The 24907-nt window shown below is 39.6% G+C and carries 25 protein-coding genes, 2 rRNA genes and 1 pseudogene (1 of these 28 only partly in view); 26 read left to right on the top strand and 2 right to left on the bottom strand.

Annotation, left to right across the window (positions count from 1 at the left end; all coding sequences use genetic code 11):
- From AC2TDL_RS09255 to AC2TDL_RS09240, 4 genes are all read left to right on the top strand, one after another.
- A 23S ribosomal RNA gene (locus AC2TDL_RS09255) occupies window positions 1–1822 on the top strand; it begins 1236 nt to the left of the window's first position.
- 54 nt (window positions 1823–1876) lie between these two features.
- Window positions 1877–1993 (top strand): 5S ribosomal RNA (gene rrf, locus AC2TDL_RS09250).
- Window positions 1994–2132: 139 nt separating this feature from the next.
- Window positions 2133–4337: an Ig-like domain-containing protein gene (locus AC2TDL_RS09245; protein ID WP_484700573.1), complete on the top strand. Its 2205-nt coding sequence runs from the start codon at window positions 2133–2135 to the stop codon at window positions 4335–4337.
- A 119-nt stretch (window positions 4338–4456) separates the two neighbouring features.
- The gene (locus tag AC2TDL_RS09240; protein ID WP_484700571.1) at window positions 4457–5029 is read left to right on the top strand and encodes an SLOG family protein; all 573 of its coding nucleotides are present in this window, start codon (window positions 4457–4459) and stop codon (window positions 5027–5029) included.
- A 140-nt stretch (window positions 5030–5169) separates the two neighbouring features.
- On the opposite strand, the gene AC2TDL_RS09235 is transcribed toward AC2TDL_RS09240, so the two are convergent.
- The gene (locus AC2TDL_RS09235; protein WP_484700565.1) at window positions 5170–5709 is read right to left on the bottom strand and encodes a hypothetical protein; all 540 of its coding nucleotides are present in this window, start codon (window positions 5707–5709) and stop codon (window positions 5170–5172) included.
- A 167-nt stretch (window positions 5710–5876) separates the two neighbouring features.
- On the opposite strand from AC2TDL_RS09235, the gene AC2TDL_RS09230 reads away from it, so the two are divergent.
- The 12 genes and pseudogenes from AC2TDL_RS09230 (at window position 5877) to rsmI (ending at window position 14997) form a co-directional block, all read left to right on the top strand.
- Window positions 5877–6074, top strand: a complete 198-nt coding sequence (locus AC2TDL_RS09230; protein ID WP_484700563.1) for a sigma factor G inhibitor Gin — start codon at window positions 5877–5879, stop codon at window positions 6072–6074.
- A gap of 82 nt (window positions 6075–6156) precedes the next feature.
- On the top strand, window positions 6157–7659 hold the full coding sequence (locus tag AC2TDL_RS09225; protein ID WP_484700561.1) for an aminotransferase class I/II-fold pyridoxal phosphate-dependent enzyme: 1503 nt from the start codon (window positions 6157–6159) through the stop codon (window positions 7657–7659).
- A gap of 66 nt (window positions 7660–7725) precedes the next feature.
- A complete protein-coding gene (gene tmk, locus AC2TDL_RS09220; protein ID WP_484700558.1) occupies window positions 7726–8367 on the top strand; it encodes a dTMP kinase in 642 nt (213 codons plus the stop codon).
- A 193-nt stretch (window positions 8368–8560) separates the two neighbouring features.
- Window positions 8561–8890 (top strand): cyclic-di-AMP receptor, encoded by a 330-nt coding sequence (locus AC2TDL_RS09215; RefSeq protein WP_484700556.1) that lies wholly within the window; start codon window positions 8561–8563, stop codon window positions 8888–8890.
- Between the two features lie 18 nt (window positions 8891–8908).
- Window positions 8909–9352, top strand: a complete 444-nt coding sequence (locus tag AC2TDL_RS09210) for a YaaR family protein (protein WP_484700553.1) — start codon at window positions 8909–8911, stop codon at window positions 9350–9352.
- A 16-nt stretch (window positions 9353–9368) separates the two neighbouring features.
- Window positions 9369–10355 carry a DNA polymerase III subunit delta' gene (gene holB / locus AC2TDL_RS09205; RefSeq protein ID WP_484700549.1) on the top strand — a complete coding sequence of 329 codons (987 nt, stop codon included), beginning with the start codon at window positions 9369–9371 and terminating at the stop codon, window positions 10353–10355.
- A 3-nt stretch (window positions 10356–10358) separates the two neighbouring features.
- Entirely contained in the window at window positions 10359–11162 is an 804-nt protein-coding gene (locus tag AC2TDL_RS09200) for a PSP1 domain-containing protein (RefSeq protein WP_484700546.1), read from the top strand.
- Between the two features lie 50 nt (window positions 11163–11212).
- Window positions 11213–11587 (top strand): initiation-control protein YabA, encoded by a 375-nt coding sequence (locus AC2TDL_RS09195; RefSeq protein ID WP_484700543.1) that lies wholly within the window; start codon window positions 11213–11215, stop codon window positions 11585–11587.
- Window positions 11588–11677: 90 nt separating this feature from the next.
- Window positions 11678–12367, top strand: a complete 690-nt coding sequence (locus AC2TDL_RS09190) for a helix-turn-helix domain-containing protein (RefSeq protein ID WP_484696083.1) — start codon at window positions 11678–11680, stop codon at window positions 12365–12367.
- 20 nt (window positions 12368–12387) lie between these two features.
- Window positions 12388–13257 (top strand): annotated as a pseudogene (locus AC2TDL_RS09185) (IS3 family transposase); the annotation flags it as partial.
- A gap of 139 nt (window positions 13258–13396) precedes the next feature.
- Window positions 13397–14122 (top strand): tRNA1(Val) (adenine(37)-N6)-methyltransferase, encoded by a 726-nt coding sequence (locus AC2TDL_RS09180; protein ID WP_484700541.1) that lies wholly within the window; start codon window positions 13397–13399, stop codon window positions 14120–14122.
- Window positions 14119–14997: a 16S rRNA (cytidine(1402)-2'-O)-methyltransferase gene (gene rsmI, locus AC2TDL_RS09175; RefSeq protein ID WP_484700538.1), complete on the top strand. Its 879-nt coding sequence runs from the start codon at window positions 14119–14121 to the stop codon at window positions 14995–14997. The genes AC2TDL_RS09180 and rsmI overlap by 4 nt, the downstream gene beginning before the upstream one ends.
- A 97-nt stretch (window positions 14998–15094) precedes the next feature.
- Here rsmI and AC2TDL_RS09170 read toward each other — a convergent pair whose 3' ends face one another.
- Window positions 15095–15349 carry an AbrB/MazE/SpoVT family DNA-binding domain-containing protein gene (locus tag AC2TDL_RS09170; protein WP_213520473.1) on the bottom strand — a complete coding sequence of 85 codons (255 nt, stop codon included), beginning with the start codon at window positions 15347–15349 and terminating at the stop codon, window positions 15095–15097.
- A gap of 276 nt (window positions 15350–15625) precedes the next feature.
- Between AC2TDL_RS09170 and AC2TDL_RS09165 the strand changes: the two genes are divergently transcribed.
- The 10 genes from AC2TDL_RS09165 to purR all read left to right on the top strand — a co-directional run bounded on the left by AC2TDL_RS09165 (window position 15626) and on the right by purR (window position 24715).
- Window positions 15626–16912: an HD domain-containing protein gene (locus tag AC2TDL_RS09165; RefSeq protein WP_484700535.1), complete on the top strand. Its 1287-nt coding sequence runs from the start codon at window positions 15626–15628 to the stop codon at window positions 16910–16912.
- A 21-nt stretch (window positions 16913–16933) separates the two neighbouring features.
- Entirely contained in the window at window positions 16934–17707 is a 774-nt protein-coding gene (locus AC2TDL_RS09160) for a TatD family hydrolase (RefSeq protein WP_484700533.1), read from the top strand.
- Window positions 17708–18088: 381 nt separating this feature from the next.
- Complete coding sequence (locus tag AC2TDL_RS09155; protein WP_484700531.1) at window positions 18089–19237, top strand: resuscitation-promoting factor; 1149 nt, start codon at window positions 18089–18091, stop codon at window positions 19235–19237.
- A 215-nt stretch (window positions 19238–19452) separates the two neighbouring features.
- Window positions 19453–20010, top strand: a complete 558-nt coding sequence (gene rnmV / locus AC2TDL_RS09150; RefSeq protein ID WP_484700529.1) for a ribonuclease M5 — start codon at window positions 19453–19455, stop codon at window positions 20008–20010.
- Window positions 20007–20888: a 16S rRNA (adenine(1518)-N(6)/adenine(1519)-N(6))-dimethyltransferase RsmA gene (rsmA, locus tag AC2TDL_RS09145; RefSeq protein WP_484700527.1), complete on the top strand. Its 882-nt coding sequence runs from the start codon at window positions 20007–20009 to the stop codon at window positions 20886–20888. Before rnmV ends, rsmA begins: the two co-directional genes overlap by 4 nt.
- Window positions 20889–20966: 78 nt before the next feature.
- Window positions 20967–21833, top strand: coding sequence for a sporulation peptidase YabG (yabG, locus tag AC2TDL_RS09140; RefSeq protein WP_484700525.1), 867 nt, complete (start codon window positions 20967–20969; stop codon window positions 21831–21833).
- Between the two features lie 159 nt (window positions 21834–21992).
- Window positions 21993–22268: a biofilm formation stimulator Veg gene (veg, locus tag AC2TDL_RS09135; protein ID WP_484700522.1), complete on the top strand. Its 276-nt coding sequence runs from the start codon at window positions 21993–21995 to the stop codon at window positions 22266–22268.
- Between the two features lie 207 nt (window positions 22269–22475).
- Window positions 22476–22658, top strand: coding sequence for a small, acid-soluble spore protein, alpha/beta type (locus AC2TDL_RS09130; protein WP_484700520.1), 183 nt, complete (start codon window positions 22476–22478; stop codon window positions 22656–22658).
- Window positions 22659–22764: 106 nt separating this feature from the next.
- Window positions 22765–23619 (top strand): 4-(cytidine 5'-diphospho)-2-C-methyl-D-erythritol kinase, encoded by an 855-nt coding sequence (ispE, locus tag AC2TDL_RS09125; RefSeq protein WP_484701114.1) that lies wholly within the window; start codon window positions 22765–22767, stop codon window positions 23617–23619.
- Between the two features lie 271 nt (window positions 23620–23890).
- Window positions 23891–24715, top strand: a complete 825-nt coding sequence (gene purR / locus AC2TDL_RS09120) for a pur operon repressor (RefSeq protein WP_484700518.1) — start codon at window positions 23891–23893, stop codon at window positions 24713–24715.
- Window positions 24716–24907: the final 192 nt, after the last annotated feature.

The raw sequence follows: 24907 nt of genomic DNA, 5'->3' as shown, positions 1-24907 counted from the left end.
TGAAGAAGTGTTTAGCGACGATTAACATTCGTCGAAATCAACCGCTAAGGTTGTTCAAGAATTCGACTAAATGTATGTTCTTCAGCTAAACACAAACCATCGAAGTTGAAGTGAAGCCTACGAATTGGGTAGGGGAGCGTTGAATACGGGTTGAAGTCATACCGTAAGGAGTGGTGGACTGTATTCAAGTGAGAATGCCGGTATGAGTAACGAAAAGATAGGTGAGAATCCTATCCGCCGTAAGCCTAAGGGTTCCTGAGGAAGGCTCGTCCACTCAGGGTAAGTCGGGACCTAACGCGAGGCCGAAAGGCGTAGTGGAAGGACAACAGGTTGAAATTCCTGTACCACCGTAGTTGTTTGAGCGAAGGGGTGACGCAGAAGGATAGTGACGCGGACTGATGGATGTCCGTCCAAGCAGTGAGGCTGGTGAGTAGGCAAATCCGCTCATCGAAAGGCTGGGCTGTGATGGGGAGCGAAAATTGCAGTAGCGAAGGTCATGAGTTCAGGCTGCCAAGAAAAGCCTCTAGTGAGACGAAGGTGCCCGTACCGCAAACCGACACAGGTAGGCGAGCAGAGCATGCTAAGGCGCGCGGAAGAACTCTCGTTAAGGAACTCGGCAAAATGACCCCGTAACTTCGGGAGAAGGGGTGCCCCGGTAGGGTGAATAGCCCGAGGGGGCCGCAGTGAAAAGGCCCAATCGACTGTTTAGCAAAAACACAGGTCTGTGCAAAGTCGTAAGACGACGTATACGGGCTGACGCCTGCCCGGTGCTGGAAGGTTAAGGGGAATGGTTAGGCGTAAGCCGAAGCTATGAACCGAAGCCCCAGTAAACGGCGGCCGTAACTATAACGGTCCTAAGGTAGCGAAATTCCTTGTCAGGTAAATTCTGACCCGCACGAATGGCGTAACGAATTGGGCGCTGTCTCAACGAGAGATCCGGTGAAATTTTAATACCTGTGAAGATGCAGGTTACCCGCGACAAGACGGAAAGACCCCATGGAGCTTTACTGCAGCTTGATATTGGACTTTGGTACGATCTGTACAGGATAGGTGGGAGCCTAGGAAGCATGAGCGCCAGCTTGTGTGGAGGCGCCGTTGGGATACCACCCTGATCGTATCGGAGTTCTAACCTGTCGCCCTGAATCGGGCGAAGGGACCGTGTCAGGTGGGCAGTTTGACTGGGGCGGTCGCCTCCTAAAGCGTAACGGAGGCGCCCAAAGGTTCCCTCAGAATGGTTGGAAATCATTCGAAGAGTGTAAAGGCAGAAGGGAGCTTGACTGCGAGACCCACAAGTCGAGCAGGGACGAAAGTCGGGCTTAGTGATCCGGTGGTACCGAATGGAAGGGCCATCGCTCAACGGATAAAAGCTACCCTGGGGATAACAGGCTTATCTCCCCCAAGAGTCCACATCGACGGGGAGGTTTGGCACCTCGATGTCGGCTCATCGCATCCTGGGGCTGAAGTAGGTCCCAAGGGTTGGGCTGTTCGCCCATTAAAGCGGTACGCGAGCTGGGTTCAGAACGTCGTGAGACAGTTCGGTCCCTATCTGTCGCGGGCGTAGGAAATTTGAGAGGAGCTGTCCTTAGTACGAGAGGACCGGGATGGACGTACCGCTGGTGTACCAGTTGTTTCGCCAGAAGCACCGCTGGGTAGCCAAGTACGGAAGGGATAAGCGCTGAAAGCATCTAAGCGTGAAGCCCCCCTCAAGATGAGATTTCCCAAGTAGTAAGACCCCTTGAAGACGACGAGGTAGATAGGCTGGGGGTGGAAGTGCAGCAATGCATGGAGCTGACCAGTACTAATCGGTCGAGGGCTTATCCTAAATGATTCGTAAGATGAAAACTTTCTATCCAGTTTTGAGGGTGTAAACCCCATGTTTGGTGACAATGGCGAAAGGGAACCACGCGTACCCATCTCGAACACGACCGTTAAGCCTTTCAGCGCCGATGGTACTTGGACCGAAGGGTCCTGGGAGAGTAGGACGTTGCCAAGCAAAGAAGAAGTCTACTGCATTTGCAGTAGGCTTTTTTTGGTTTTATAATTTCATAAAATTTTTCTGATTTTTATTAACTTTTTGGCTAATTATTCCGTTAATAAAGTAGACGGTATTGAAGTAAGAAAGGGATGATATTTTGTACACAGAAAGATACCAAAATTTATGGTTAAGATCGGCAAAAAAAGGTTTAGTGTTCTTACTTGCAATGGTTATGGTATTTTCCTCCATGTCAATGCTAGTTAGTGCAGCAGAGGAAAAAGTAACAGGAATTGAATTTCTTTACGACGAAACTGATTATGATAGCAGTACAAATTCCCTGCAATTATTAATTGAAGGTGAAAAAGTAAATTTAGAAGTACTAGCAACTATATCAAGTTCAGATGGTACATCTAAGAAAAACGTTACGTCTCAGGTAACATGGAAATCATCAAATACTAATTATGTAAAAGTGGAAAATGGTGTTCTTACTGGTGTAGGTAAAGGTAAGGCAAAAATTACAGCAACGTATAACAACCATTCAATCTACATTAATGCTACATCAGATTATTTTTATGACACTGTAACTATTATGGATAATAATTCTGCTGCACCTGCGAAAGCTGAGGGTGAGGTTGGAAAAAGCTATACATACAAGTTAAGTGGAACAAAAAATGGAGTAACTGAAGATATTACTGCAGAAGCAACATGGACTACCTCAAATGCTTCTGTTGCGACAGTTAATGAAGGAACAATTAACTTTGTTGGTGTAGGTACAGCAACAATTACAGCTAAGTATAAAGGTAAGTCAGACACGATTGCTATTACAGTAACTTCACCATATAAGTCTATTGTAATTACGCCAAATGAGCAAATTGAACTTGAAGTTGGCGGCGACGATTATAATTTAGCTGCAATTGCTACATTAAAAAATGGTGAAACTGTTGATGTCACTAAAGATGGAACATGGACAAGCAGTAATACCAATGTCGTTACTGTTGAAGAGGGAGTTATTAAAGCAGTAGCTGCAGGTAAAACTACAGTTAGTGTTTCTCATCAAGGAACTTCATCATCAATTGACGTTGTTGTACGTAATGTTTATCAGTCTATTCGTCTAAGTCCAGAAAATGAATATCATATGTTTATTCATGAAGATCCATTGCAAATTAAAGCAGAAGTATTAAGTAATACAAATGTAATTTCTGATGTTACACAATTAGCACAATGGACTACTTCTGATCCAGTTGTAGCTAAAGTTACTAATGGGGTTGTTACTCCTAAAGCAGTTGGTACGACTAAAATTACAGCTTCATATAAAGGTGTAAGTCGTAGTATTACGGTTACTGTCTATCCAAGTATTACTGCACTAACTGTGGATACTGAATCAGTTGACGGTTTTGTAAAAAGCAGTGAAAAGCTTCCAACTGTTAAAGGAAAAACATTTGATGGTTCATTAGTTGATGTTTCTAAACTTGTACAGTGGACTTCTAACGATGAAAAAGTAGCTATCGTTGAAGATGGCAAATGGGTTGCTAAGCAAATTGGCGAAACAACACTTACTGCTAAAATAAAAAATATTGAAGCAGAAGTAAAAGTGACAGTTAATAAAAAACCTGTTAAGCTTATTCCTGATTCTTCAAATCTAAATATTGTTCTTGGCAAGGATACTGCATACCCTAAAATTACTGTTGTTAATGAGGATGGAGAGGAAGAAGATGTTACTAGTAAAGTAACATGGTCAACTTCTAATGAAAGTCTTATCCTTAAAGAAACTCAAATGAAGGGTACAGAAGTTGCTACAGTTAACTTAACTGCAAAATATCTAAATAAAACAACAACAATTAAAGTAAGAATTGATGAAGAAATCGTTAAATTAGAAGCTGATCCAGAACTGTTAGAACTTAATCCAAATAAATCTAAGTCAGTTAAAATTGTTGGCTATTATAAAGATGGCAGATCAGTTGTCTTAAGCTCAAAAGTTGAATTAAGCAGTTCTGATACTAAAGTAGCTTCTGTTAAAGGAAAATCAATTAAAGCTTTATCAGCTGGAAATGCTTTAATTACAGGAACTTATCAAGGAAAAACTGTTAGTATTAAAGTTGTTGTAACACCTAAGCTAAAATCACTTTCGATTTCTGATAAAAATACTAATCTTACTGTTGGCGGAACATTTACTGTTAAGGTTACTGCTAACTACGTAAATGGCAGCCCTGTTGATGTGACAGAACAAGCAGTTTGGACTAGTTCAAAAAGCAGTGTTGCAACTGTGAAAGATGGTAAAATTACTGCTGTAGGTAAAGGAACAACTACAATAAAGGCAACTTACGGCGGCAAAAGCGTATCAATTCGTGTAGTTGTAAAATAAACGATTATGAATTAAGCAGGATGAAAAACACTGACGTTTTTCATCCTGCTTATTTTAAATGATAAAGGCAAGAATAATAAGATTCGTTTAACATGATCATTTGAATAGGAAAGAAAAAGATGAAAAATATTTTTGTTACAGGCTATAGCGCATATGAGCTAGGAATTTATATTCAAAAAAACAAGGTGATCAAATATATAAAAAAAGCTTTTATAAAAAAGATCGTGCCGTTGCTTGAAGAAGGCTTACAATGGATCATTACACCAGGACTGTATGGTTTTGATTTATGGGCGACCGAGATTGCAATTAAACTGCGAGATACACGATACCCTTCTCTGCGAATTTCAATGCTTCATGCTTATATGAATCAAGAGCAAAATTGGAATGAGGCAAAGCAGCAGTACTTTAATGAAATAAAGCAACAGCTTGATCATTTTGATATTGTGAGCAAACAGCCTTATCTGGGTCCTTGGCAATTTCAAGCGAGAGACCAATTAATACTAAATAAAACCGATGGTATGCTTTTATTTTATGACGAGGAGGCTGCAGCAAGTAAAGTTAAATATATAAAAGAAAAAGCGATCAAGAAAGGTGAGCAAGAACATTATCCTATTATTACGATTACCTCTGATGATATAAATGAAATTATAGAAGAGGAACAGTATCATCAATTTATGGAAAGAGACATATGATGATAGATAGCTTATCAGAACTAGCTGATTTAAAAATAAAAACTCCGCTGTTTTTTTGATGAATCATATAAAGGTATACGTTTAAGGTTAAACATCAAATTAGTTGCGGAGTGATATGCTATATTTAATTGTACAAAAAACTATGGTTGAAATAGATTGACTTCTTTAATTTGCATACGAATAATTCCAGCCCGAGTTTTCTTGGCGTGTTTACGGAAAGCTAAAGTTAACATAAGCTTTGGAGTAAGCAGCCAGATATGCCAAAAAATAAGGCTAAGCATAAGCGAAGGAGAAATCCAAGGATACATGACTCCGATAATAATCGCCCCTAGCCAAAATAACTGCGTATGAATTCTGCGAAATACAAAAAAATTAATATCATTGGCAGGTTTAAATCCAGTCCAAGGTGGAGTAATGCTCCATTTCCACTTGCGATCTGCTGCCTCATGAACATTGATAAAGGCAAGTAGAATAATAATGAGATGTATAATTTGCATTGCTACAAAGCCAATTAACCAATTAAACACCCCATAAAGCTCATAAATACCGTATTCAAATCCTAGAGCAATTAAAGTGCATAGTAAGTAGCTTATAAGCATTTCATTACGAACAACGATTCGTTTAATAAGCTTATATTGATATATTGTAGCAGTTGGATGATCAGTAAGTGACCGCTTCATAGCGTACTCCCTTCATAGTAACTATTTTTTATATCGGCTAAATCAGATGGACGTTTAACATATTTGCACATCAATTTGCTAAATTGCATATGGTATATTGAAAATGAGAAGTATATTTTCATAGAATAAGCATCATACTATGAATAATATGCTGTAGAGGTGAGATTATGGCAAATGCAATTGAACAAGTGTGCACAATATGCGGCAATGAAAGTGAAACAGGTATTCATATAGTATCTAGCTTTATTTGTGCGCGCTGTGAACAGGAAATGGTATCAATAGATACAAAGGATGAACGGTATCCGTTTTTTGTTGCTCGTATGAAAAACATTTTTATAGAAAATGCAAATGTGCTAAGCGACTGAGCAAATTCAGTCGTTTTTATTATGTTTATGTGCAAGCTTATGTTACAGTATGAGTAAATAGCAATAATTGAGGGAAGATAAAATGAATCATATTTTATGCCAAGCACCATTATTTGAGCATTTAGTAGAGTTTTCCTATACAAAGCCACAATCATTTCATGTTCCAGGACATCGAAACGGCAACGTTTATGAACAGCTAGTCCATAGATTTACCGAGGAGCAACAGCAATATATTAATGCTTTAACTAAACTAGCTAAGTTAGATGTAACGGAGCTTTCTCATACAGATGATTTACATGATCCGCAAGGTGTTATAAAACAAGCTCAATCACTTGCTGCACAATTATATGGAGCCTCTCACAGTTTCTTTTTAGTGGGGGGAAGTACTGCAGGGAATTTAGCTTTAGTACTTTCATTATGTGATTCCGGGGATACTATTATTGTTCAGCGAAACGTACATAAGTCTGTAATTAATGGCTGCAAGCTTGCAGAGGTACAGGCTGTTTTTCTTACTCCTGAGATAGAAGAGGAAACAAAGCTAGCAGTTGTTCCATCACTACAAACCGTAGAACAAGCAATTCAGCGTTACCCCCATGCTAAAGCAATTTTTCTAACTAATCCAAATTATTATGGGCTTAGCGTTGAACTAAAACCATATATTGAACTGGCACATAGCTATAATATCCCGTTAGTCGTTGATGAGGCTCATGGAGCACATTATGGTATTGCTCCAAACAGTCCTAATACTGCACTTGCCTCAGGAGCTGATGCAGTCGTACAATCAGCCCATAAAACGTTGCCTGCCTTAACAATGGGGGCTTATTTACATATACAAAGTGAACGAGTAGACGCTAACGATATACAGCAACAATTAGCTATAATAGAAAGCTCAAGTCCATCGTATCTGTTAATGGCTAGTCTTGATATAGCTAGAGCGCTCCTGCAAAGCTATGGTAAAGAAATGTTTGCCCAGTCCTATCAGTTACTTCAAACATTTATAGCTTGGCTTCAGCAAAACAGCAGACTATCTGTTAAGCAGTTATCTTCGCAAAAGAAAGTTCGTCAGGATCCATATCGTATACTGCTTTATGATCAGAGCATGGAAGTAAGCGGAGTAGAACTGCAAAAAATGCTTGAGCATGAAGGAGTTTGGGTGGAAATGGCGACAGCAAGCTATGCCGTGTTAGTTTGGCACATGGCAATGAGTGCTGAGCAACTGGACAAGCTTCAGCAAGCTATTTTAAAGATTGATCATCACCTCAATAACAAGATCAATTCAAAAAAAATGAACGATATCAATAGCACTTTGCCACTTCAAATAAGTAATAAGCATATTGTAAGTAAACCTGTTTCTTTTAAAAGAAAAATGAGGACAAATACTGCGCTGCTTAAGCTAGAACAATCAGTCGGAAAAATTTGTGCAGAGCAAATTATCCCTTATCCGCCAGGGATACCTATTTTATTTGAAGGTGAGCAAATTACAGAAGAACATCTATTAGAGATTAATCAATATGCAGCATTCCATGTTAAATTTCAAGGTGCTGAAGGATTAAATCAAGGTCTTATTAAAGTATTTACGGATTAGCATATATAATAAATGACTTGTCTGTTACAATAGAATGAGAGAATGATTAGAATAGGAGCAACAGCGTTGAATAAAGGTATATTTATTTCGTTTGAAGGTGGAGAAGGAGCGGGTAAAACCACGATCATTCAGCGTGTGCAGCAGGAGCTTATTGCCCGTAACTTAAATGTACTTACTACACGTGAACCTGGTGGCATTCCAATTGCAGAGAAAATACGCAATATCATTTTAGATCGCGAGCATACGATGATGGATGAACGGACTGAGGCTTTGTTATATGCAGCAGCCCGACGTCAACATTTAGTGGAAAAGGTGGTCCCTGCATTGCAAAGCGGCACCATTGTATTATGTGATCGTTTTATAGATAGCAGTTTAGCTTATCAAGGGGTGGCTCGCGGGTTAGGAATCGATCAAATATGGGCAATCAATCAATTCGCAATTGGTGATATGATGCCCGATATTACGATTTTCTTAGATGTTACACCAGCAGTAGGTTTATCGCGAATTGCCATGGCTGCAGGCCGTGAAGTAAATCGTCTTGATTTGGAGAGCAATAGCTTTCATCAAAACGTGAGAAAAGGATATTTAACGCTATGTGAGCAGTTTCCAGAGCGAATCATTAAAGTAAATGCTGATTCTAGCCCAGACGAAGTATATGAGCAGGTTATTGCAGTTATTTTAGCTTATTTAGAGAATCATAACGGGTAAATTAGCTTTATAAAAAATAGCCCGTTTCACTTCACTGGAAAAAGATATAACACATTTAAGCGTTTTCACTGTATGATATATGGTATAGTATAAGCAACTATGTAATTGATGCATATAATGATATAAAAGCTAATCTGTAAAGTTAGCGCAGGCAAGAAAATGCCAGATTGAATTTTATTTTAGGAGGGATATTATGAAATTGGTGATTGCGGTAATACAAGATAAGGATAGTAATCGTCTTTCTAATGCACTTGTTAAGGAAGGCTTTCGTGCAACAAAGCTAGCAAGTACAGGTGGATTTTTACGTGCAGGCAATACTACCTTTATGATCGGTGTTGAAGATGAACGAATACATGAAGTATTTAAAGTCATCGTTAACAATTGTAAAGTTCGTGATCAATTGGTAACACCAGTTTCGCCTATGGGTGGAGCTACCGATTCGTATATTCCATTTCCTGTTGAAGTACAAGTCGGAGGAGCAACAGTGTTTGTTATACCGGTTGAAAGATTTGAACATTTTTAAAATGGGAAGTGATTGTTGATGAGGGTAGATCAAAGTTATAGGCCTCTAGGGCAAAGTCGCACAACGAGCGGTTCTGTTGCAAAACCAGCAGCATCAACTTCATTTTCAGATTTTTTGATGCAAAAGGATCGTGCCAATTCGGTAGACGAGCTTCAACAAAAAATTAAAAGCATTCAGGAGCAAGGCGATCGATTGGCTAGACATATGACCGTGCGTGAGCTAAAGCTCTATCGTAATATGATTAAGCAGTTTCTTGAGGATACACTAAGACGTGGTGTTGGACTAAAGGAAGTTCGCGGTTTTGATCGGCGCGGACGGATTAAACGTTACAAGCTTCTAGAAGAAGTAGACAGTAAGCTTATCTTATTAGCAGAGGAGCTGCTTGAGACAGAAGAAGGCAGAATAGAGCTACTGCACACATTAGGTGAAATTCGAGGGCTCTTAATTAACTTTGCATTTTAATTGAAGGAGTTAGACAATGATTTCAGAGGAAGCCTTGGAGCCGCAATGGAAAGCAAAGCGAATATTACAGCATGCGTTAATTGAAGACCGTATTGCTCATGCTTATCTGTTTGAAGGTCCTGCAGGAACTGGAAAGCTGGCAACTGCTAATGCTTTTGCTAAAGCACTGCTCTGCTTAAATCCGACAGGTGGTAAGGCTTGTGATTCTTGTCTCGAATGTCGTAAGTTCGACAATGGTAATCAATCAGATGTTCATTATATCGCTGCAGAAGGCCAATCAATAAAAATAGATCAAATTAGACAGTTGCAACGTGATTTGGCATATCGTACATCAAGTAATCGACGTGTGGTGTACATTATTGAGCAAGCAGAAAAAATGACTGTACAAGCAGCAAACAGTTTACTGAAGTTTTTAGAAGAACCAATTTCCCCAGTTGTTGCAATATTAATTACGAGTAATGAGCAAGCAATGCTTCCCACCATACGTTCTCGTACAATGAGAGTTCCCTTTACTCCATTGTCTCCCGACTTTATGCTGGAACAACTGATTAAAGAGGGAGCTGCCCCAACGCTAGCAAGAGCAGCTGTTCAACTAAGCTCGGGAATTGACGGAGCAAGGGCAATACTAGCAAAGAATGGGTTTGCAGAAATTAGAACGCTAGTGATACAATTAGGAAAGGAAAGCATTACAAAGTACACTGCAGCAATGGTAACCGCTGCACAGAAGCTATTTAATAAAGGGGACTTTGCAGATCAAATAGAGCTTGTGCTTGCGCTACTGTTGCTTTGGTATAAAGATATGACACAATTTCAGGCCGGCAGAAAAGATAGAATTGTATTTATTGATGAGCTGGACTGGATTAGTGCACATGCTTTTACACGTTCGTTTGCTGGTTGGGTTGCATGTATGGAACATGTACTAGAAGCAGACAAGCGTATGAAAGCAAATGTTACGCCACAGCTTTCTTTTGAGCAACTTTTGGTAAAATTACAGGAGGGCTAATCCTTGTATAATGTAATAGGTGTTCGCTTTAAGAAGGCGGGAAAGATATACTACTTTGATCCTGACAATCATCCTGTAGAGAAGGAGCAACATGTTATTGTTGAAACGGCTCGCGGAATTGAATACGGAAAAGTAGTTATCGGACAAAAGCAGGTTGGAGAAGAAGATGTTGTTTTACCGTTAAAGCGTGTTATACGCATTGCTAACGAGGCTGATGCTCAAGTTGTTGATGAAAATCGCAACGCAGCAGCACAAGCTTTTACAACTTGCTTGGAGAAAATTCAAAATCATCAGCTTCAAATGAAGCTAGTCGATGTTGAATATACATTTGATCGCAACAAAATTATCTTTTATTTCACAGCAGAGGGTCGCGTAGATTTTCGTGAGCTTGTAAAGGATCTAGCTAGTGTATTCCGTACAAGAATCGAATTGCGGCAGATTGGTGTTAGAGATGAAGCGAAAATGCTTGGCGGAATCGGGCCATGTGGACGAGTACTATGTTGCTCATCATGGTTAGGTGATTTTGAGCCTGTGTCTATAAAGATGGCAAAAGATCAAAATTTATCGCTAAATCCAACAAAAATATCCGGACTTTGCGGACGTTTAATGTGCTGCTTGAAATATGAGCATGATAACTATGAAAGTGTGCGAGAAGAGTTGCCAACTGTTGGAAAGCTTGTTATTACGTCGTATGGAGAAGGTAAAGTAACAGGAATTAATCCTTCAACAAAAACCGTCTTCGTTCAATTATTTGATTATCCAGGAAAGCCAAAAGAGCTTTCTTTGGACGATGTAGTTACCAAGTAAGGACTTATTTTTTGTAGCTTAGCATGTAACTCTGGGGTGGATACTTAGAGATGAAAGATATATTCGTACAATTGAATGAATTAGAAGATCGTGCTGGAGCTATGCACCAAGAGCTCGGTTTATTAAAGCAGCAGGTCGTTGCCTTGCTAGAAGAAAATCAACGATTATTACAAGAGAATGAACAGCTTAGAGCCATTTTACGACAGGAGCATGAACAACAGGAACAGTCTGTTCAAGCTGCTGTAACTGATAAACATGCAGATGAAGACACCACTCAACATGCTGAGGGTACGCATGAAATAGGCGAAGGTTACGATAACCTGACTAAGCTTTACTACGAAGGATTTCATATCTGTAATGTTTATTATGGACATCTTCGTACCGAGGGAGATTGCTTATTTTGCTTATCTTTCCTTAATAAATAAAATTATTTGCCGCTCCTTATGTGATATGCTCCCCTCAAAGTAGACACCTGAAATAACAAAAATCAGGACTACTTTTGAGGGGAGTTTTCTATGAGTAGAAAAGGAAAAGGAATTAGCTATGAACTAAAATTAGAGGCAGTAGAAAAATATCTCCGTGGACAAGGAAGTCTACGAAGTATTGCACGTGAATACGGAATCGGGAAAACTACTTTTCGGCAGTGGATCGCGAATTATGAATCCATGGGTCCATCAGGACTTCTCACTACGAATACAAACAAACGATATATTGCAGGGTTGAAAACCGCAGCGGTCCAAGCATATCTTCGTGGAGAAGGAAGTCTGGAGGAGATTTGCAAGAAATTTAAAATCCGTAGTAGAACACAGCTTCGCAACTGGATCACGTTGTATAATAATGGTCATATAGATCGATGGGAAAAAAGCCAAGGGAGAGGGTTCTATATGACCAAGGGACGAGCTACCACATTGGACGAGCGAATCGAAATGGTAAGCTTCTGCTTAGCTAAAGGCAAAGACTATGGCTTAACCATGGAGAAGTACAACGTATCCTATCAACAGATTTATAGCTGGGTACGTAAATACGAAGAACGAGGTGTAGATGGACTCATTGACAGGCGGGGGAAACGTAAAACGCTAGACGAAATGAGTGAAGTCGAACGGTTACAGGCAGAGAATAAAATGCTTAGAGCCGAAATCGAACGAAAGGAAATGGAGAATGCGATCTTAAAAAAGCTTCAGGAAATCGAAAGGAGGCGGTACTAAGCGGAGTACGCCAGGAAAAGCTTTACCTAGTTGTAAAAGAGCTTCATGAACAAGAAGGATATCCGATCGCAAAGATTTGCGAGTTCCTGGACTTAAACAGATCATCCTACTACAAATGGCTACGCCGCGAAAAAAGTGCTCGGGAGCGAGAGAATGAAGACTTGCTCCACAAGCTTGGGGCTATCTACGCAGAAGTTTATGGGATATATGGATATAGGCGACTGACAGATGAACTGAACGCAAGGTACGAGACCCAGTACAACTACAAGCGAATTTACCGCCTGACTCAGCTAGCTGGCATCAAAGCGGTGATCCGGAGAAAGCGTCCACATTACCAGCGTTTCACACCAGAGGTTACGGCAGAAAACATATTGAATCGAGACTTTACGGCTGAGAAACTAAATGAGAAATGGTTAGCTGATGTCACAGAATTCAAGTATGGCAATAACGAAAAATTGTATTTAAGTGCGATTCTCGATCTGAAGGATAACAGCATTATCTCCTTTGCCATGGGCAAGAGCAATAATAACCGACTAGTATTCGACACCTTTGACTTAGCCGTATCCAGATACCCTGATGCACGCCCCATCTTTCATAGCGACAGGGGATTTCAGTATACCAGCAAACAATTTAAAGCCAGATTAGACAAGGCGGGGATGGCGCAGAGCATGTCGCGTGTAGGTCGTTGTATCGATAACGGCCCAATGGAAGGGTTCTGGGGCATCCTCAAATGTGAGATGTACTACCTGAACGGACATTTTGAGAATTACGAAAGCCTTGCTAAGGCAATTGAGGACTACATACACTTTTACAATTACAAGCGTAGACAGAAAAGGTTAAACAAGCTGCCTCCGATGACCTACCGTCAGCAGCTTGAAAATGCAGCATAAAAATGGACCCCGTAATTAACGGAGTCCAGACATTACGATTTTTGTTATTTCTACTGTCTACTTGACAGGGAGCAGTTCAATGCTATGTAAGGGCGGTTTTTTTTGAGAAGATTGAGAATAGTTTGAAAGGGGAATATGATTGACGAACAAGCAGGAGGTTCCACTTTACGGGGGAGAACGAATTGACGATTTACTGACGGAGTCAGGATTAAAAATTATTCAAAGCAGAGAAGTGTTTAGTTTTTCCATTGATGCTGTGTTGCTTTCACGCTTTGCTAAGCTACCAAAGCGAGGAAGAGTGGCTGATTTTTGTACTGGTAATGGTGTTATTGCCTTGCTATGCTCCGATAAAACAGAAGCGAAAATTGACGCTATTGAAATACAACCAAGACTTGCCGATATGGCAAGACGAAACGTATTAATGAATGGCTTGCAGGCTCAGATTGAAGTGATCGAGGAAGATCTGCGTGAGTATGCGCTCCATGCTGGCAATGGGATATATCACGCGATAACTGTCAATCCTCCTTATATGAGGAGTGCAGCAGGAGATAAAAATGAAAATGAACATTATGCAATTGCTAGGCATGAGTTAACTTGCACAATTGACGATATTGCAAAAGCAAGTTGCAAGTTGCTTCGTCCAGGTGGAAAGCTATTTATGGTGCATCGACCATCACGTTTAGCAGATGTTATCGTTGCTCTAAGAAACTGGAGAATAGAACCTAAAATTATTCAATTTGTTCATCCAAATAGTAAGGGTGAAGCAAATATCGTGCTAATTGAGGCAATTCGTGATGGCAAACCAGACCTTCGCGTACTGCCTCCACAAATTGTATATAATGAAGCGGGAGAACAAATGATATGAATATTCAAAAAAGCTTTCAGGCTAGTACAGCTTACGGTACTCTTTATCTTGTTGCAACGCCGATTGGCAACTTAGAAGATATGACAATGAGAGCAATCCGTACGTTGCAGGAGGTATCGCTTATTGCAGCTGAGGATACGCGAAATACACGTAAGCTGCTAACACATTTTGATATAAAAACAAAATTAGTTAGCTATCATGAGCATAATAAGGAAGCTAGCGGGGCAGAGTTAATTAAATTGTTGCTGCAAGGAGAAAATATTGCTTTAGTGAGCGATGCGGGTTTGCCTGCAATTTCTGATCCAGGTGCTGACCTTGCTCGAGATGCAATCGAAAACGGAATTAATGTTGTTCCTATACCAGGGGCAAATGCTGCACTTTCTGCATTAATTGTTTCGGGACTAAATACTGATCGCTTTAGCTTTATTGGTTTTTTACCACGAGATAAAAAAAGCATTACTTCAATCTTAGAAGAAGTCAGTACATATCGGGAGACACTTATTTTTTATGAATCACCTTATCGCCTTACGAAGACACTCTCTTATATGCTGGAGTGTTGGGGGGATCGCCATGCATCAATCGCACGTGAATTAACGAAAAAGCATGAAGAATTTGTTCGAGGCAAATTATCTGAATGCATCGCTCATTTTGAGCAACATGAGCCGCTTGGTGAATGCTGTATTATAATAGAAGGAATGAGTGAGGATGAGCGTATAAAGCTAGAAGCAGAGTCACAAAGCTGGTGGCAAAAATTAACTTTAGATGAACATGTGCAGCATTATGAAGCTACGATGTCTCACAAAGAAGCATTAAAAAAAGTAGCAGCAGATCGGAATATATCTAAGCGCGAGGTGTACAATCAAATTCATAAATAAAAAAAGACCTTCCTGGCAAATTGTGTCCAGGAAGGCATCAAGGAGTATAAAAAGGTTAGAATTAACATGTCGATAATTATAGTATACCTTATTTTTTTTATTTTGTCACAGGAGATGGCATTTCTGATAAACAATTTTGGCAAACAATTTTTCCTTTAAAGTAAGTCACGTCTTCAGCATTGCCACAGAAAATACAAGCAGGTTCGTATTTTTTCAACATGATACGTTCGCCATCAACGTAAATTTCCAATGCATCTTTTTCGCCAATGCCAAGTGTGCGGCGTAGTTCAATTGGAATAACAACACGACCTAGCTCATCTACTTTACGTACAATACCAGTTGATTTCATCATTAAATTTTCCGTCCTCTCACAAATTGAATTCTGTCATAATTCGACATTGTTCGTGTTAAATTACAATAATAATACCAACTCTTACCAATAGAGTCAATATCATTTTTTGCCGTAATAATTACGTATATAGATTAAGAATTCATCATATTTAGATGATTTGTTCCATGTAATAGAATACTATATTTTCGACAATTTGCATATATTTTTACGACATTATTCGACAAAATTAATCAATTAATTTGACAAAAATTTGAACAAGGAGGGGGAATATATCTTATGCTTAAGGAAGAAAAAGTATTTAAAGATCCTGTACACAGTTATGTGTATGTACGAGAAAAGTTAATTTGGGACTTAATTAATAGTAAAGAATTTCAACGTTTACGGAGAATTCGTCAATTGGGGACTACATATTTAACTTTTCATGGTGCAGAACATAGTCGATTCTCTCATTCATTAGGTGTTTATGAGATTACAAGGCGGATTATTTCTCAATTTGAGCGAAACAGCTATCCTGATTGGCCGAAAGAGGAACGAATTGTTGCCTTATGCGCTGCCCTGCTGCACGATATTGGACATGCTCCATTTTCTCATTCAATAGAAGATATTTTTGAGACGGATCATGAAGATTGGACTGTAAAAATTTTATTGGGGCAAACAGAAATCAATTCTATTCTTTCATCTTATTCCTCCGATTTACCACAAAAGGTAGCGGATGTTATTAGAAAAACGTATGATCAATCAATTGTAGTTAGTCTTATTTCCAGTCAGCTTGATGCAGATCGTATGGATTATTTATTGCGTGATGCATATTTTACAGGAACAGATTATGGAAACTTTGATTTAGAGCGAATTTTACGTGTACTTCGCCCGCATCAAGGAACGATTGTTGTGAAGGAAAGCGGGATGCATGCCATTGAGCATTATTTAATGTCGCGTTATCAAATGTATTGGCAAGTTTATTTTCATCCTGTTACACGAAGCTCGGAAATTATTTTACGTCAAATATTTAAACGAGCTAAACAATTATATAAGGAAAATTACAACTTCCAATGGATGGACGATGCGATATTTTCTTTAATAGAAGGTACGATTACACTTAAGTCTTACTTGAGTCTAGATGAAGCGTTAGTTCAATACACATTTAGTCGTTGGCAGCATGAATCTGATTCATTACTAGCAGAATTGTGTGAGCGTTTTTTAAATCGAAAACTATATAAATATATTACATTTACAGCAATGACGGATGAATGTATGGAAGAGATAAAAACTTCATTTATTGACATCGGACTTGACCCTGAATATCATATGGAAATTGATTATCCGATCGACCGTCCGTATGACGTATATCGTTTGGAAAAAACGAAACATCACGGCAATGAAAAAGCTCCAATTATGCTATTAGAAAAGGATGGAAGTTTGTCAGAAATTGCTTCAAAATCGGATATTATTGCCTCAATCAGTGGTCTGCATCATGGTAGTTACCATTTGTATTATCCGGAAGAAGCGTTAATTAGACATCGTCACCAATTAAGTGCTAAAATGAAACAAATTTTTAATATATAAGGGTAGGAGAGCAGTTTACAAATGGTTAAATTATTCGACACACATGCTCATTTAGATGCGCCTCAATTTGACGAGGATCGCGAAGAAATGATCGCGCGCGCTAGGGAAGCGGGAGTAGAGTTAATTGTAAATATTGGATTTGATCGACATACAATTCCAACAACAATGGAACTTGCAGAAAAATATGATTTTATTTACGCTGCTGTTGGCTGGCACCCAGTCGAAAGCATCTATATGGAAGATGGAGATTTGGCATGGATAGAATCGCTTTGTCAGCATCCAAAAGTAGTTGCAATTGGTGAAATCGGACTTGATTATCATTGGGACACATCGCCTAAAGATGTACAACATCGCGTATTTAGAGAGCAAATTGCTTTAGCAAAAAAAGTAAATAAACCTATAATTATTCATAATCGAGATGCGCATGCTGATATTGTTAACATTCTTAGGGAGGAAGGAGCTGCTGAGGTCGGAGGTATTATGCATTGTTTCTCTGGAAGCTGGGAAGTTGCAAAACAATGCCTCGATATGAACTTCTATATTTCCTTCGGCGGACCTGTCACTTTTAAGAATGCAAGAGTGCCTAAAGAAGTGTTAAAAAATGTTCCAATTGACAAATTATTGATTGAAACAGATTGCCCATATCTTACACCTCATCCATATCGTGGTAAGAGAAATGAGAGTGCTTACGTGGCACTTGTGGCAGAAGCAGCTGCACAAATTAAGGAAATTTCCCTAGAGGAATTAGCGCAAATTACATTGCAAAATGGAAAAAAATGTTTCGGAATTGAGTAGAAAGCGCTGAAAATCAAAGAAAAAAAGACTTTTCGTACGATAAAACTATTTTTTGTTGCAGAATTTAATATATTATTCTCATTTAACCTAGTTTTTTAATAAAAATCGCATTTTATCTGTTCTTTACAAGTCCACCTTTAACAAGGTATGATTCATTTCAGTACTTTGTACTCTGTATTGAATTTCCAATTTTCTCAAATACCTCGTTCTATCGTTCTATTGATTTTGCATAAACAAGAAATAGAGATCATAGAGATATTGATGAGAGAGGAGGACAATGAGAAAATTAGGAAGCGTGCAAAATGCACGCCATATAGGTGTAGTCACGTCAGTTGTAACATGCAATAATTGGCGGCGGGGCTATGAAGGAGGACCGATGAAGTGGGATTATTTCCAGTAAAGGACACCCATGGCAAACGATCATCCAGCATGACTTTCGCAATGCGATGGAAGCATGGAAACTTGCGTTTGATTATTTTGAGCATTTCAATCTCAATCGCTATGACTTTCATGTTTTTGGTGTTGTTGTACGGGCAGACGGAAAAGAACGTCTCCTTAGTAGTGAACGGAAAAGAAACCGTTGTGACGACAAAACAATGGGTTCTGCAACGCCTACTGGATGAACAAGCTATTACGTTAGGACCTCATGATGAAGTATCGACATCACTCAACACCCCTATTAAGGATGGCGATGTAATCGAAATTAATCATGCGATTCCGATTAACGTAGTAGCGGACGGAAAAACGTCTAAGCAATACACAACAGAGAAAACGGTGCAGGCAGCGATCAAGCAGTTAAATATATCGATTCGCAGTCAAGATAAAGTTGAGCCTTCACTGGATAGTAAATTGAAGGCTAATGACACGATTAAAATCGTACGTGTTGAAACCAAAGTAATGTCTCAAGAAAAGACAGTGCCATTCTCTATTGTGAAGAAAGAAGATAACAGTTTGACCAAGGGGACAGAAAAGGTAGTACAGACAGGTAAGGTTGGAGTTGTTATCGAGCAAATCGAGCAGCGCTATGAGGATGGCGTACTTGTAGCTGATTCAGTGATTAATGAAATCGTGAAAGAAGAGGCAGTTGATCAAGTTATTGCTGTTGGCACAGCCAAAGCGAAAGCAGCAATAACAACGCTGTCTAATAAAACTGATTCAGCACAAACAGTTACCGTTGGGGATTATACGTTTAAGGCTTCACAGGTGTTAAAGAATGTTACTTTAACCGCTTATACCGCAGGACCTGAATCGACTGGAAAAAGAAAAGGCGATAAAGACTACGGAATTACAGCCTCAGGAACAACGGTAAAAGAAGGGCGTACAATCGCCGTCGATTCTTCAGTCATTCCAATGGGCTGGTGGGTTTATATCGAAGGAGTCGGCTTAAGAAGAGCTGAAGATACAGGCGGAGCCATTAAGGGCAACAAGATTGACGTTTACTTTGATGATGTAGACACAGCTACAAAGTTTGGCAAGAAAAAAGGTGTGACGGTATACGTCATTGGACCGAATAAGCCGACAGCAAGCTAGTTATCGACTTGCTCTAGCTGGTCAATCATTGAACATATGTATGATATGACGCCTCCTAAGCTACAGAATATGTGGCGAAAGGAAGCGTCTTTTTGTGTACGCTAATCTTTTTTCAAACAGGCGTATTTAAGGCAGTTATTTATGTTCGTGACACCTATCGGCTATACTAGATGAGAAGGTTATACATTGGGCCTGATAGAAGGGTGGAAATAAGGTTGATAAAAGAAGTAATCGTTGTAGAAGGCAAAGATGATACCGTAGCAATTAAGCGTGCTGTAGAAGCGGATACCATTGAAACAAATGGTTCTGCGATCGGAGAAGATGTGCTAGCTCGTATTAAATTAGCCAATGAACGACGCGGTATTATTATTTTTACAGATCCTGATCATGCGGGAGAACGAATTCGCAAAATTGTAGCAAGCCATGCACCAGGCTGCAAGCATGCGTTTTTACCGCAAGAGCTTGCTAGCTACAAAGGGGATATTGGAATTGAAAATGCGAGCCCTGAAGCGATTCGTCAAGCATTGTCGTCATTACGTACGGAAACGGACAACATTGAGGGAGAAATCACTCTTGATGATTTAATGAAAGCAGGGCTCCTCGTCCATCCTCAGGCTTCAGAACGACGTCTGCAGCTCGGTAAGCTGTTAGGCATTGGTTATGCAAATGGAAAACAGTTTTTTAAGCGTTGTACAAGCTTTAGTATTACAAAAGCAGAATTCTATGCAGCAGTTGACCAATTAGGCTATAGGCTGGAGGAAAACGACGTATGAAACAATTAGAGGTGTCAACACCGAAGCGAACAAAAGAAATTATTCAAAAGCATGGATTTTCATTCAAAAAAAGCTTAGGACAAAATTTTTTGATTGATAGCAATATTTTAACAAGAATTGTGAACGCTGCTGAATTAAGCAAGGAAAAAGCCGCGCTCGAAATAGGACCAGGAATTGGTGCATTGACTCAACGACTAGCTCAAGCAGCAGGTAAAGTAACTGCGATTGAAATTGATCAACGTCTTATTCCGATACTGGAAGAAATTTTGCAGGATGAGCAGCATGTTAACGTCGTACATGGTGATGTACTGCAGCTCGATCTAAAAAAGCTGTTTTCTGAGTCATTTAGTGGCTATGATAAAGTAAGTGTCGTTGCTAATTTGCCATATTACGTAACTACCCCGATTTTGATGAAGCTGCTAGAAGAAAAGTTGCCGCTTGAGCATATTGTTGTTATGATTCAGAAGGAAGTTGCACAGCGAATGGCAGCCAAACCAGGCGGTAAAGATTATGGCAGCCTGTCCATTGCAGTGCAGTACTACTGTACAACAGAAGTGGTTTGTACAGTTCCGCATACCGTGTTTATCCCGCAACCTAATGTTGATTCTGCGGTAATAAAGCTTACTTTACGTGAACAGCCTGCCGTTCAAGTTGAAGACGAAGCATTTTTCTTTAGAGTGGTGCAAAGTGCATTTGCCCAACGACGTAAAACTTTAATTAACAACTTATTGATGCTAACTGGAAAAGATCAACGCGAGCAGCTTACGAAGCTTTTAGATAGGATTGGAATTGATCCGGGACGTCGGGGAGAAACGTTAAGTCTTGAAGAGTATGCAAAGCTAAGCGAGGCATTAAATGCGTCTGGTCTTGTGAAATAGATTTTCTTTTCGTTTGAACGATAAGTAAGCACCATTCCTCTTGATCATCCATACGATAGATGAAGAGGTGATTAGCCTATGAAGCAAGGTGATCTTGTCGTTCGTCAATCCTATGGCGGAGATGTTATTTTTCGCATTGAACTGTTGCAAAGTGAAAATGTCATATTAAAGGGCTTAGATTATCGTCTGTTGGCGGATGCGCCAATACATGACTTAATGTCTATACATGATTCAGCATATCGCTATCATTCGAGTATGGTGCGTCATCGTATGAATCGAGCCTTTAGACAGATGCATGCTACAATAGATCGTTTGCCAGAATACAAACCGCATTTTGAGGAGAGAACAGGCAGCGATGAGGATAGTTTATATTTTGAATGGCCAGGTAAAGTATTGCATCTAGATGGAGATGCCAATTACTTAAAAAAGAGCATGCAGTTGTATGAAGCTATGAAGGTACCAGCTGAAGGATACTTTGTTAGTGAATCAAAAATGGCGGATGCTCTAATTCATTTATTACCGCAATATGAACCCGATATTGTTGTAATTACAGGACATGATGGCGTGCTGAAAAACCGCCAAGGTGTTGATTTGACAAGCTTAAGCAGTTATAAAAACTCTCAGCACTTCGTTAATGCTGTCCGTATTGCAAGGGAATATGAGCGTAATCGTGATAGTTTGATTGTTGTTGCAGGAGCATGTCAATCTCATTATGAGGCACTTCTGCACGCAGGAGCAAATTTTGCTAGCTCGCCAGGCAGAATATTAATTCATGCCTTAGATCCTGTATATATTGCGATTAAAGCCAGCTATACGCCACTACGAGATGTTATCGACTTACCGGAGCTCGTTTCAAATTCAATTAGTGGGATTGATGGAGTAGGCGGCATTGAAACATTTGGACGGTATCGTGTCGGTTATCCACGTCCACGATTCCACGGATAAAAGGCTAACTAACGATGATTTATCGGAATTTATAAAAAATGTTTGAAAAGTATATTTTACCCGTTGACAAGAAATATATTCGGCTGATATAATATTTTGCTAATTTGACAAGACCCCCTTTTTTCGTTATAATGTACTAGGAAAGAGGTGGTAGTCGCAATGGCAAAAAATGCGCTATTGGATATAAAACGTAGTTTAGAATCTCATGTTGGTTCAAAAATTATGCTACGAGCAAATGGTGGTCGACGCAAGACAGTTGAGCGTACTGGCACGTTAGAAGAAACCTACCCTTCTGTCTTCATCGTGAAACTTGATGAAGATCAGCACGCATTTAAACGCGTGTCCTATAGCTATGCAGATATACTAACGGAATCGGTAGAAGTTACAGTATGTAATGACGAGGGACAAATTCGTATTGCTCATATTCAGCAATAACCTAGATTCACGTATTGTATAGATAACATGATTGAAAGTATATAAAGACGCGATTGTTTGCGTCTTATTTTTTTCCTGAAATTGCAATGCATTGCTGCTTCCTTGTAGCACATACTAGGTCTATACTTTTTTTTCAAAATAAACTCAGTGTAACTTGCACGCTATTGTGTGTATTAGTTAAGTATTGAGTTTTAGGAGGGCTTAAGCATGGGTAGACGGAAATCAGTAATGTCTGAACAGCTAAAGCTAGAAATTGCCCGTGAGCTTGGCATCCTGCCAACCGTTGAGCAACATGGCTGGGGAGCGATTAAAGCAAAGGATGCAGGCAATATTGTTAAACGTGCAATTCAAATGGCTGAAGAAGCTGCAGCGCGCAATGCTAAGCAGTAATGATAAGAGCTAAGGTTTGCAGGCATGATGTGTGCAAGCCTTAGCTTTTCTTTTATTCCTTTGTTATAATGTACCTATGCTAAAATGGACGGGTGAACAGGGAATAATGAAAATTTATGAAAAGGCTCCAGCCAAAATCAATTTAATATTAGATGTTTTACGCAAGCGAGAAGACGGTTTCCATGAAGTTGAAATGATTATGACGATGGTTGATTTGGCTGATAGATTGGAAATGGAACCATTAGCTCGCGACCAAATTATTATAAGCTCACAAGTTGGCTATATTCCACTGGATGAAAAAAACTTAGCTTTTCAGGCAGCACAGCTAATTAAAGAGCGCTATGGCGTAAAGCAAGGAGTTTATATTCATCTTGATAAAAAAATTCCGGTTGCTGCAGGTTTAGCAGGTGGTAGCAGCGATGCTGCCGCAACATTGCGAGGATTAAATCGTTTATGGAAACTTGGTATTTCTGAAGAGGAGCTATGCCAATTAGGAGCAGAGCTTGGCTCAGATGTGCCTTTTTGTGTAACTGGAGGTACAGCGCTAGCTACTGGAAGAGGAGAAAAGCTAGAGCGAATTACTAACCCTCCGCAATGCTGGGTTGTACTTGCTAAGCCTCCGATAAACGTCTCTACAGCCGATGTCTACGGCCGCTTTAGAGTAAACAAAGTTGAAAAGCATCCTTCAGTATCAGAAATGATTGCTGCTTTAGAAGCGGGATCCTTTAATTCAATGTGTAATTCTCTTGGCAATGTTTTGGAGCAGGTTACGCTGAATTTATATCCTGAGGTAAGACAGCTTAAGGAAAGTATGATACGGCTTGGAGCTGACGGTGTATTAATGTCGGGTAGCGGTCCAACAGTTTTTGGTCTAGTGAGTAAGCAGGCGAAGCTGTCGCGAATTTACAATGGATTGCGTGGGTTTTGTAAAGAGGTATATGTAGTGCGTATGCTGACTTAAAGTAGATGTAGCTTAAAGGTGATGACGAAGAGGAGCGTTGCAGTAAAGTCGGCATCGAATTTTGAATTCAGCGGAAATTTGCGGTGCTCACGTGCGAACTGCGTACGCTGCGCTCCAAAATTGCTTTCATCTAGCCTGAGCTTTTTTGTTGTGGCTAAAAAATAGAATTTTGAAAGCTTACGGATGATGTTTGACGCAAAAAACTTGATTAAATCCGTATAATTATGTAATATTTACTTTATAATATTCGGATTTAAGGGGAGAGAATGCGTTGAAAAAATTAAAGCGTAGCTCACGGCTTGTAGAAATGACACAGTACTTGCTTGCTCATCCCCATACGTTGATTTCTTTGACCGCCTTCGCAGAGCGTTATCAATCTGCAAAATCATCCATTAGTGAGGATCTTGCAATAATTAAAGAAGTGTTTGAGGAGGAGGGCATAGGTCAACTCCACACATTGGCGGGTGCTGCCGGTGGTGTAAAATTCAAGCCGATGATGCCAAAAGGTACATCACTTGCTATTATAGAGCGGGTATGTAAGATGCTGCAACAACCTGACCGTGTGCTTCCCGGTGGTTACTTGTATATGACAGACATGCTAGGTCAGCCCGAGTTGTTAGCTGATATAGGTAAAATGTTTGCTACTGCTTTTGCAGATCGGGAAATTGATATTATTATGACGGTTGAGACAAAAGGAATTCCTCTTGCTTATGCTACAGCAGCTTGTATGAATATTCCTGTTGTTATTGTTAGAAGAGATAATAAAGTGACCGAAGGATCAGCAGTGAGCATCAACTATGTATCTGGGTCAACGAAGCGGATACAGACAATGTCTCTAGCAAGACGAGCGTTAAAAGAACAATCTCGCGTACTAATTATCGACGATTTTATGAAGGTTGGCGGAACTATTCAAGGCATGATTGATTTACTTCATGAATTTAATGCAACGGTGGCTGGAGTTGGAGTTTTTGTAGAAGCCGGTGGAATTGAGCATGAGGAACGACTACTACAAGACTATGTGTCATTAGCTAAATTAACTGCGATTGATTTAAAAACAAAGCAGGCTGAAGTAGTACCTGGAAATTATTTTGCTTAATTTTGCTAAAAAAAGAAATTAAGAGCACTGTTTGAAGAAAAAATAGAGCTAGTTCAGAGATAGTCGATTTTGTCGATAGTTAAGCTAAATCATCGCAAATTGTCGAAAAGCGGCGATAATTCTATTATGCTAAAAAATTTTTTAAAAAAACAATAAAATTTTCCAAAAAACAAGGAGGATTTGGATTTGAAA

This window comes from Paenibacillus sp. plas6, assembly GCF_057221655.1.
Note: the sequence above shows the minus strand (reverse complement) of the source record. Positions and strands in the feature narration are given on the sequence as shown.

What these genes read in the sequence shown, in the direction of transcription:
- AC2TDL_RS09235 (WP_484700565.1), bottom strand. Translation starts at nt 5,709, where the DNA reads ATGAAGCGGTCACTTACTGATCATCCAACTGCTACAATATATCAATAT.
- AC2TDL_RS09210 (WP_484700553.1), top strand. Translation starts at nt 8,909, where the DNA reads ATGAGGGTAGATCAAAGTTATAGGCCTCTAGGGCAAAGTCGCACAACG.
- AC2TDL_RS09230 (WP_484700563.1), top strand. Translation starts at nt 5,877, where the DNA reads ATGGCAAATGCAATTGAACAAGTGTGCACAATATGCGGCAATGAAAGT.
- ispE (WP_484701114.1), top strand. Translation starts at nt 22,765, where the DNA reads ATGAAAATTTATGAAAAGGCTCCAGCCAAAATCAATTTAATATTAGAT.
- AC2TDL_RS09160 (WP_484700533.1), top strand. Translation starts at nt 16,934, where the DNA reads ATGGTTAAATTATTCGACACACATGCTCATTTAGATGCGCCTCAATTT.
- rsmI (WP_484700538.1), top strand. Translation starts at nt 14,119, where the DNA reads ATGAATATTCAAAAAAGCTTTCAGGCTAGTACAGCTTACGGTACTCTT.
- yabG (WP_484700525.1), top strand. Translation starts at nt 20,967, where the DNA reads ATGAAGCAAGGTGATCTTGTCGTTCGTCAATCCTATGGCGGAGATGTT.
- AC2TDL_RS09190 (WP_484696083.1), top strand. Translation starts at nt 11,678, where the DNA reads ATGAGTAGAAAAGGAAAAGGAATTAGCTATGAACTAAAATTAGAGGCA.
- veg (WP_484700522.1), top strand. Translation starts at nt 21,993, where the DNA reads ATGGCAAAAAATGCGCTATTGGATATAAAACGTAGTTTAGAATCTCAT.
- AC2TDL_RS09225 (WP_484700561.1), top strand. Translation starts at nt 6,157, where the DNA reads ATGAATCATATTTTATGCCAAGCACCATTATTTGAGCATTTAGTAGAG.
- holB (WP_484700549.1), top strand. Translation starts at nt 9,369, where the DNA reads ATGATTTCAGAGGAAGCCTTGGAGCCGCAATGGAAAGCAAAGCGAATA.
- AC2TDL_RS09195 (WP_484700543.1), top strand. Translation starts at nt 11,213, where the DNA reads ATGAAAGATATATTCGTACAATTGAATGAATTAGAAGATCGTGCTGGA.
- rsmA (WP_484700527.1), top strand. Translation starts at nt 20,007, where the DNA reads ATGAAACAATTAGAGGTGTCAACACCGAAGCGAACAAAAGAAATTATT.
- AC2TDL_RS09215 (WP_484700556.1), top strand. Translation starts at nt 8,561, where the DNA reads ATGAAATTGGTGATTGCGGTAATACAAGATAAGGATAGTAATCGTCTT.
- AC2TDL_RS09130 (WP_484700520.1), top strand. Translation starts at nt 22,476, where the DNA reads ATGGGTAGACGGAAATCAGTAATGTCTGAACAGCTAAAGCTAGAAATT.
- AC2TDL_RS09165 (WP_484700535.1), top strand. Translation starts at nt 15,626, where the DNA reads ATGCTTAAGGAAGAAAAAGTATTTAAAGATCCTGTACACAGTTATGTG.
- AC2TDL_RS09240 (WP_484700571.1), top strand. Translation starts at nt 4,457, where the DNA reads ATGAAAAATATTTTTGTTACAGGCTATAGCGCATATGAGCTAGGAATT.
- AC2TDL_RS09170 (WP_213520473.1), bottom strand. Translation starts at nt 15,349, where the DNA reads ATGATGAAATCAACTGGTATTGTACGTAAAGTAGATGAGCTAGGTCGT.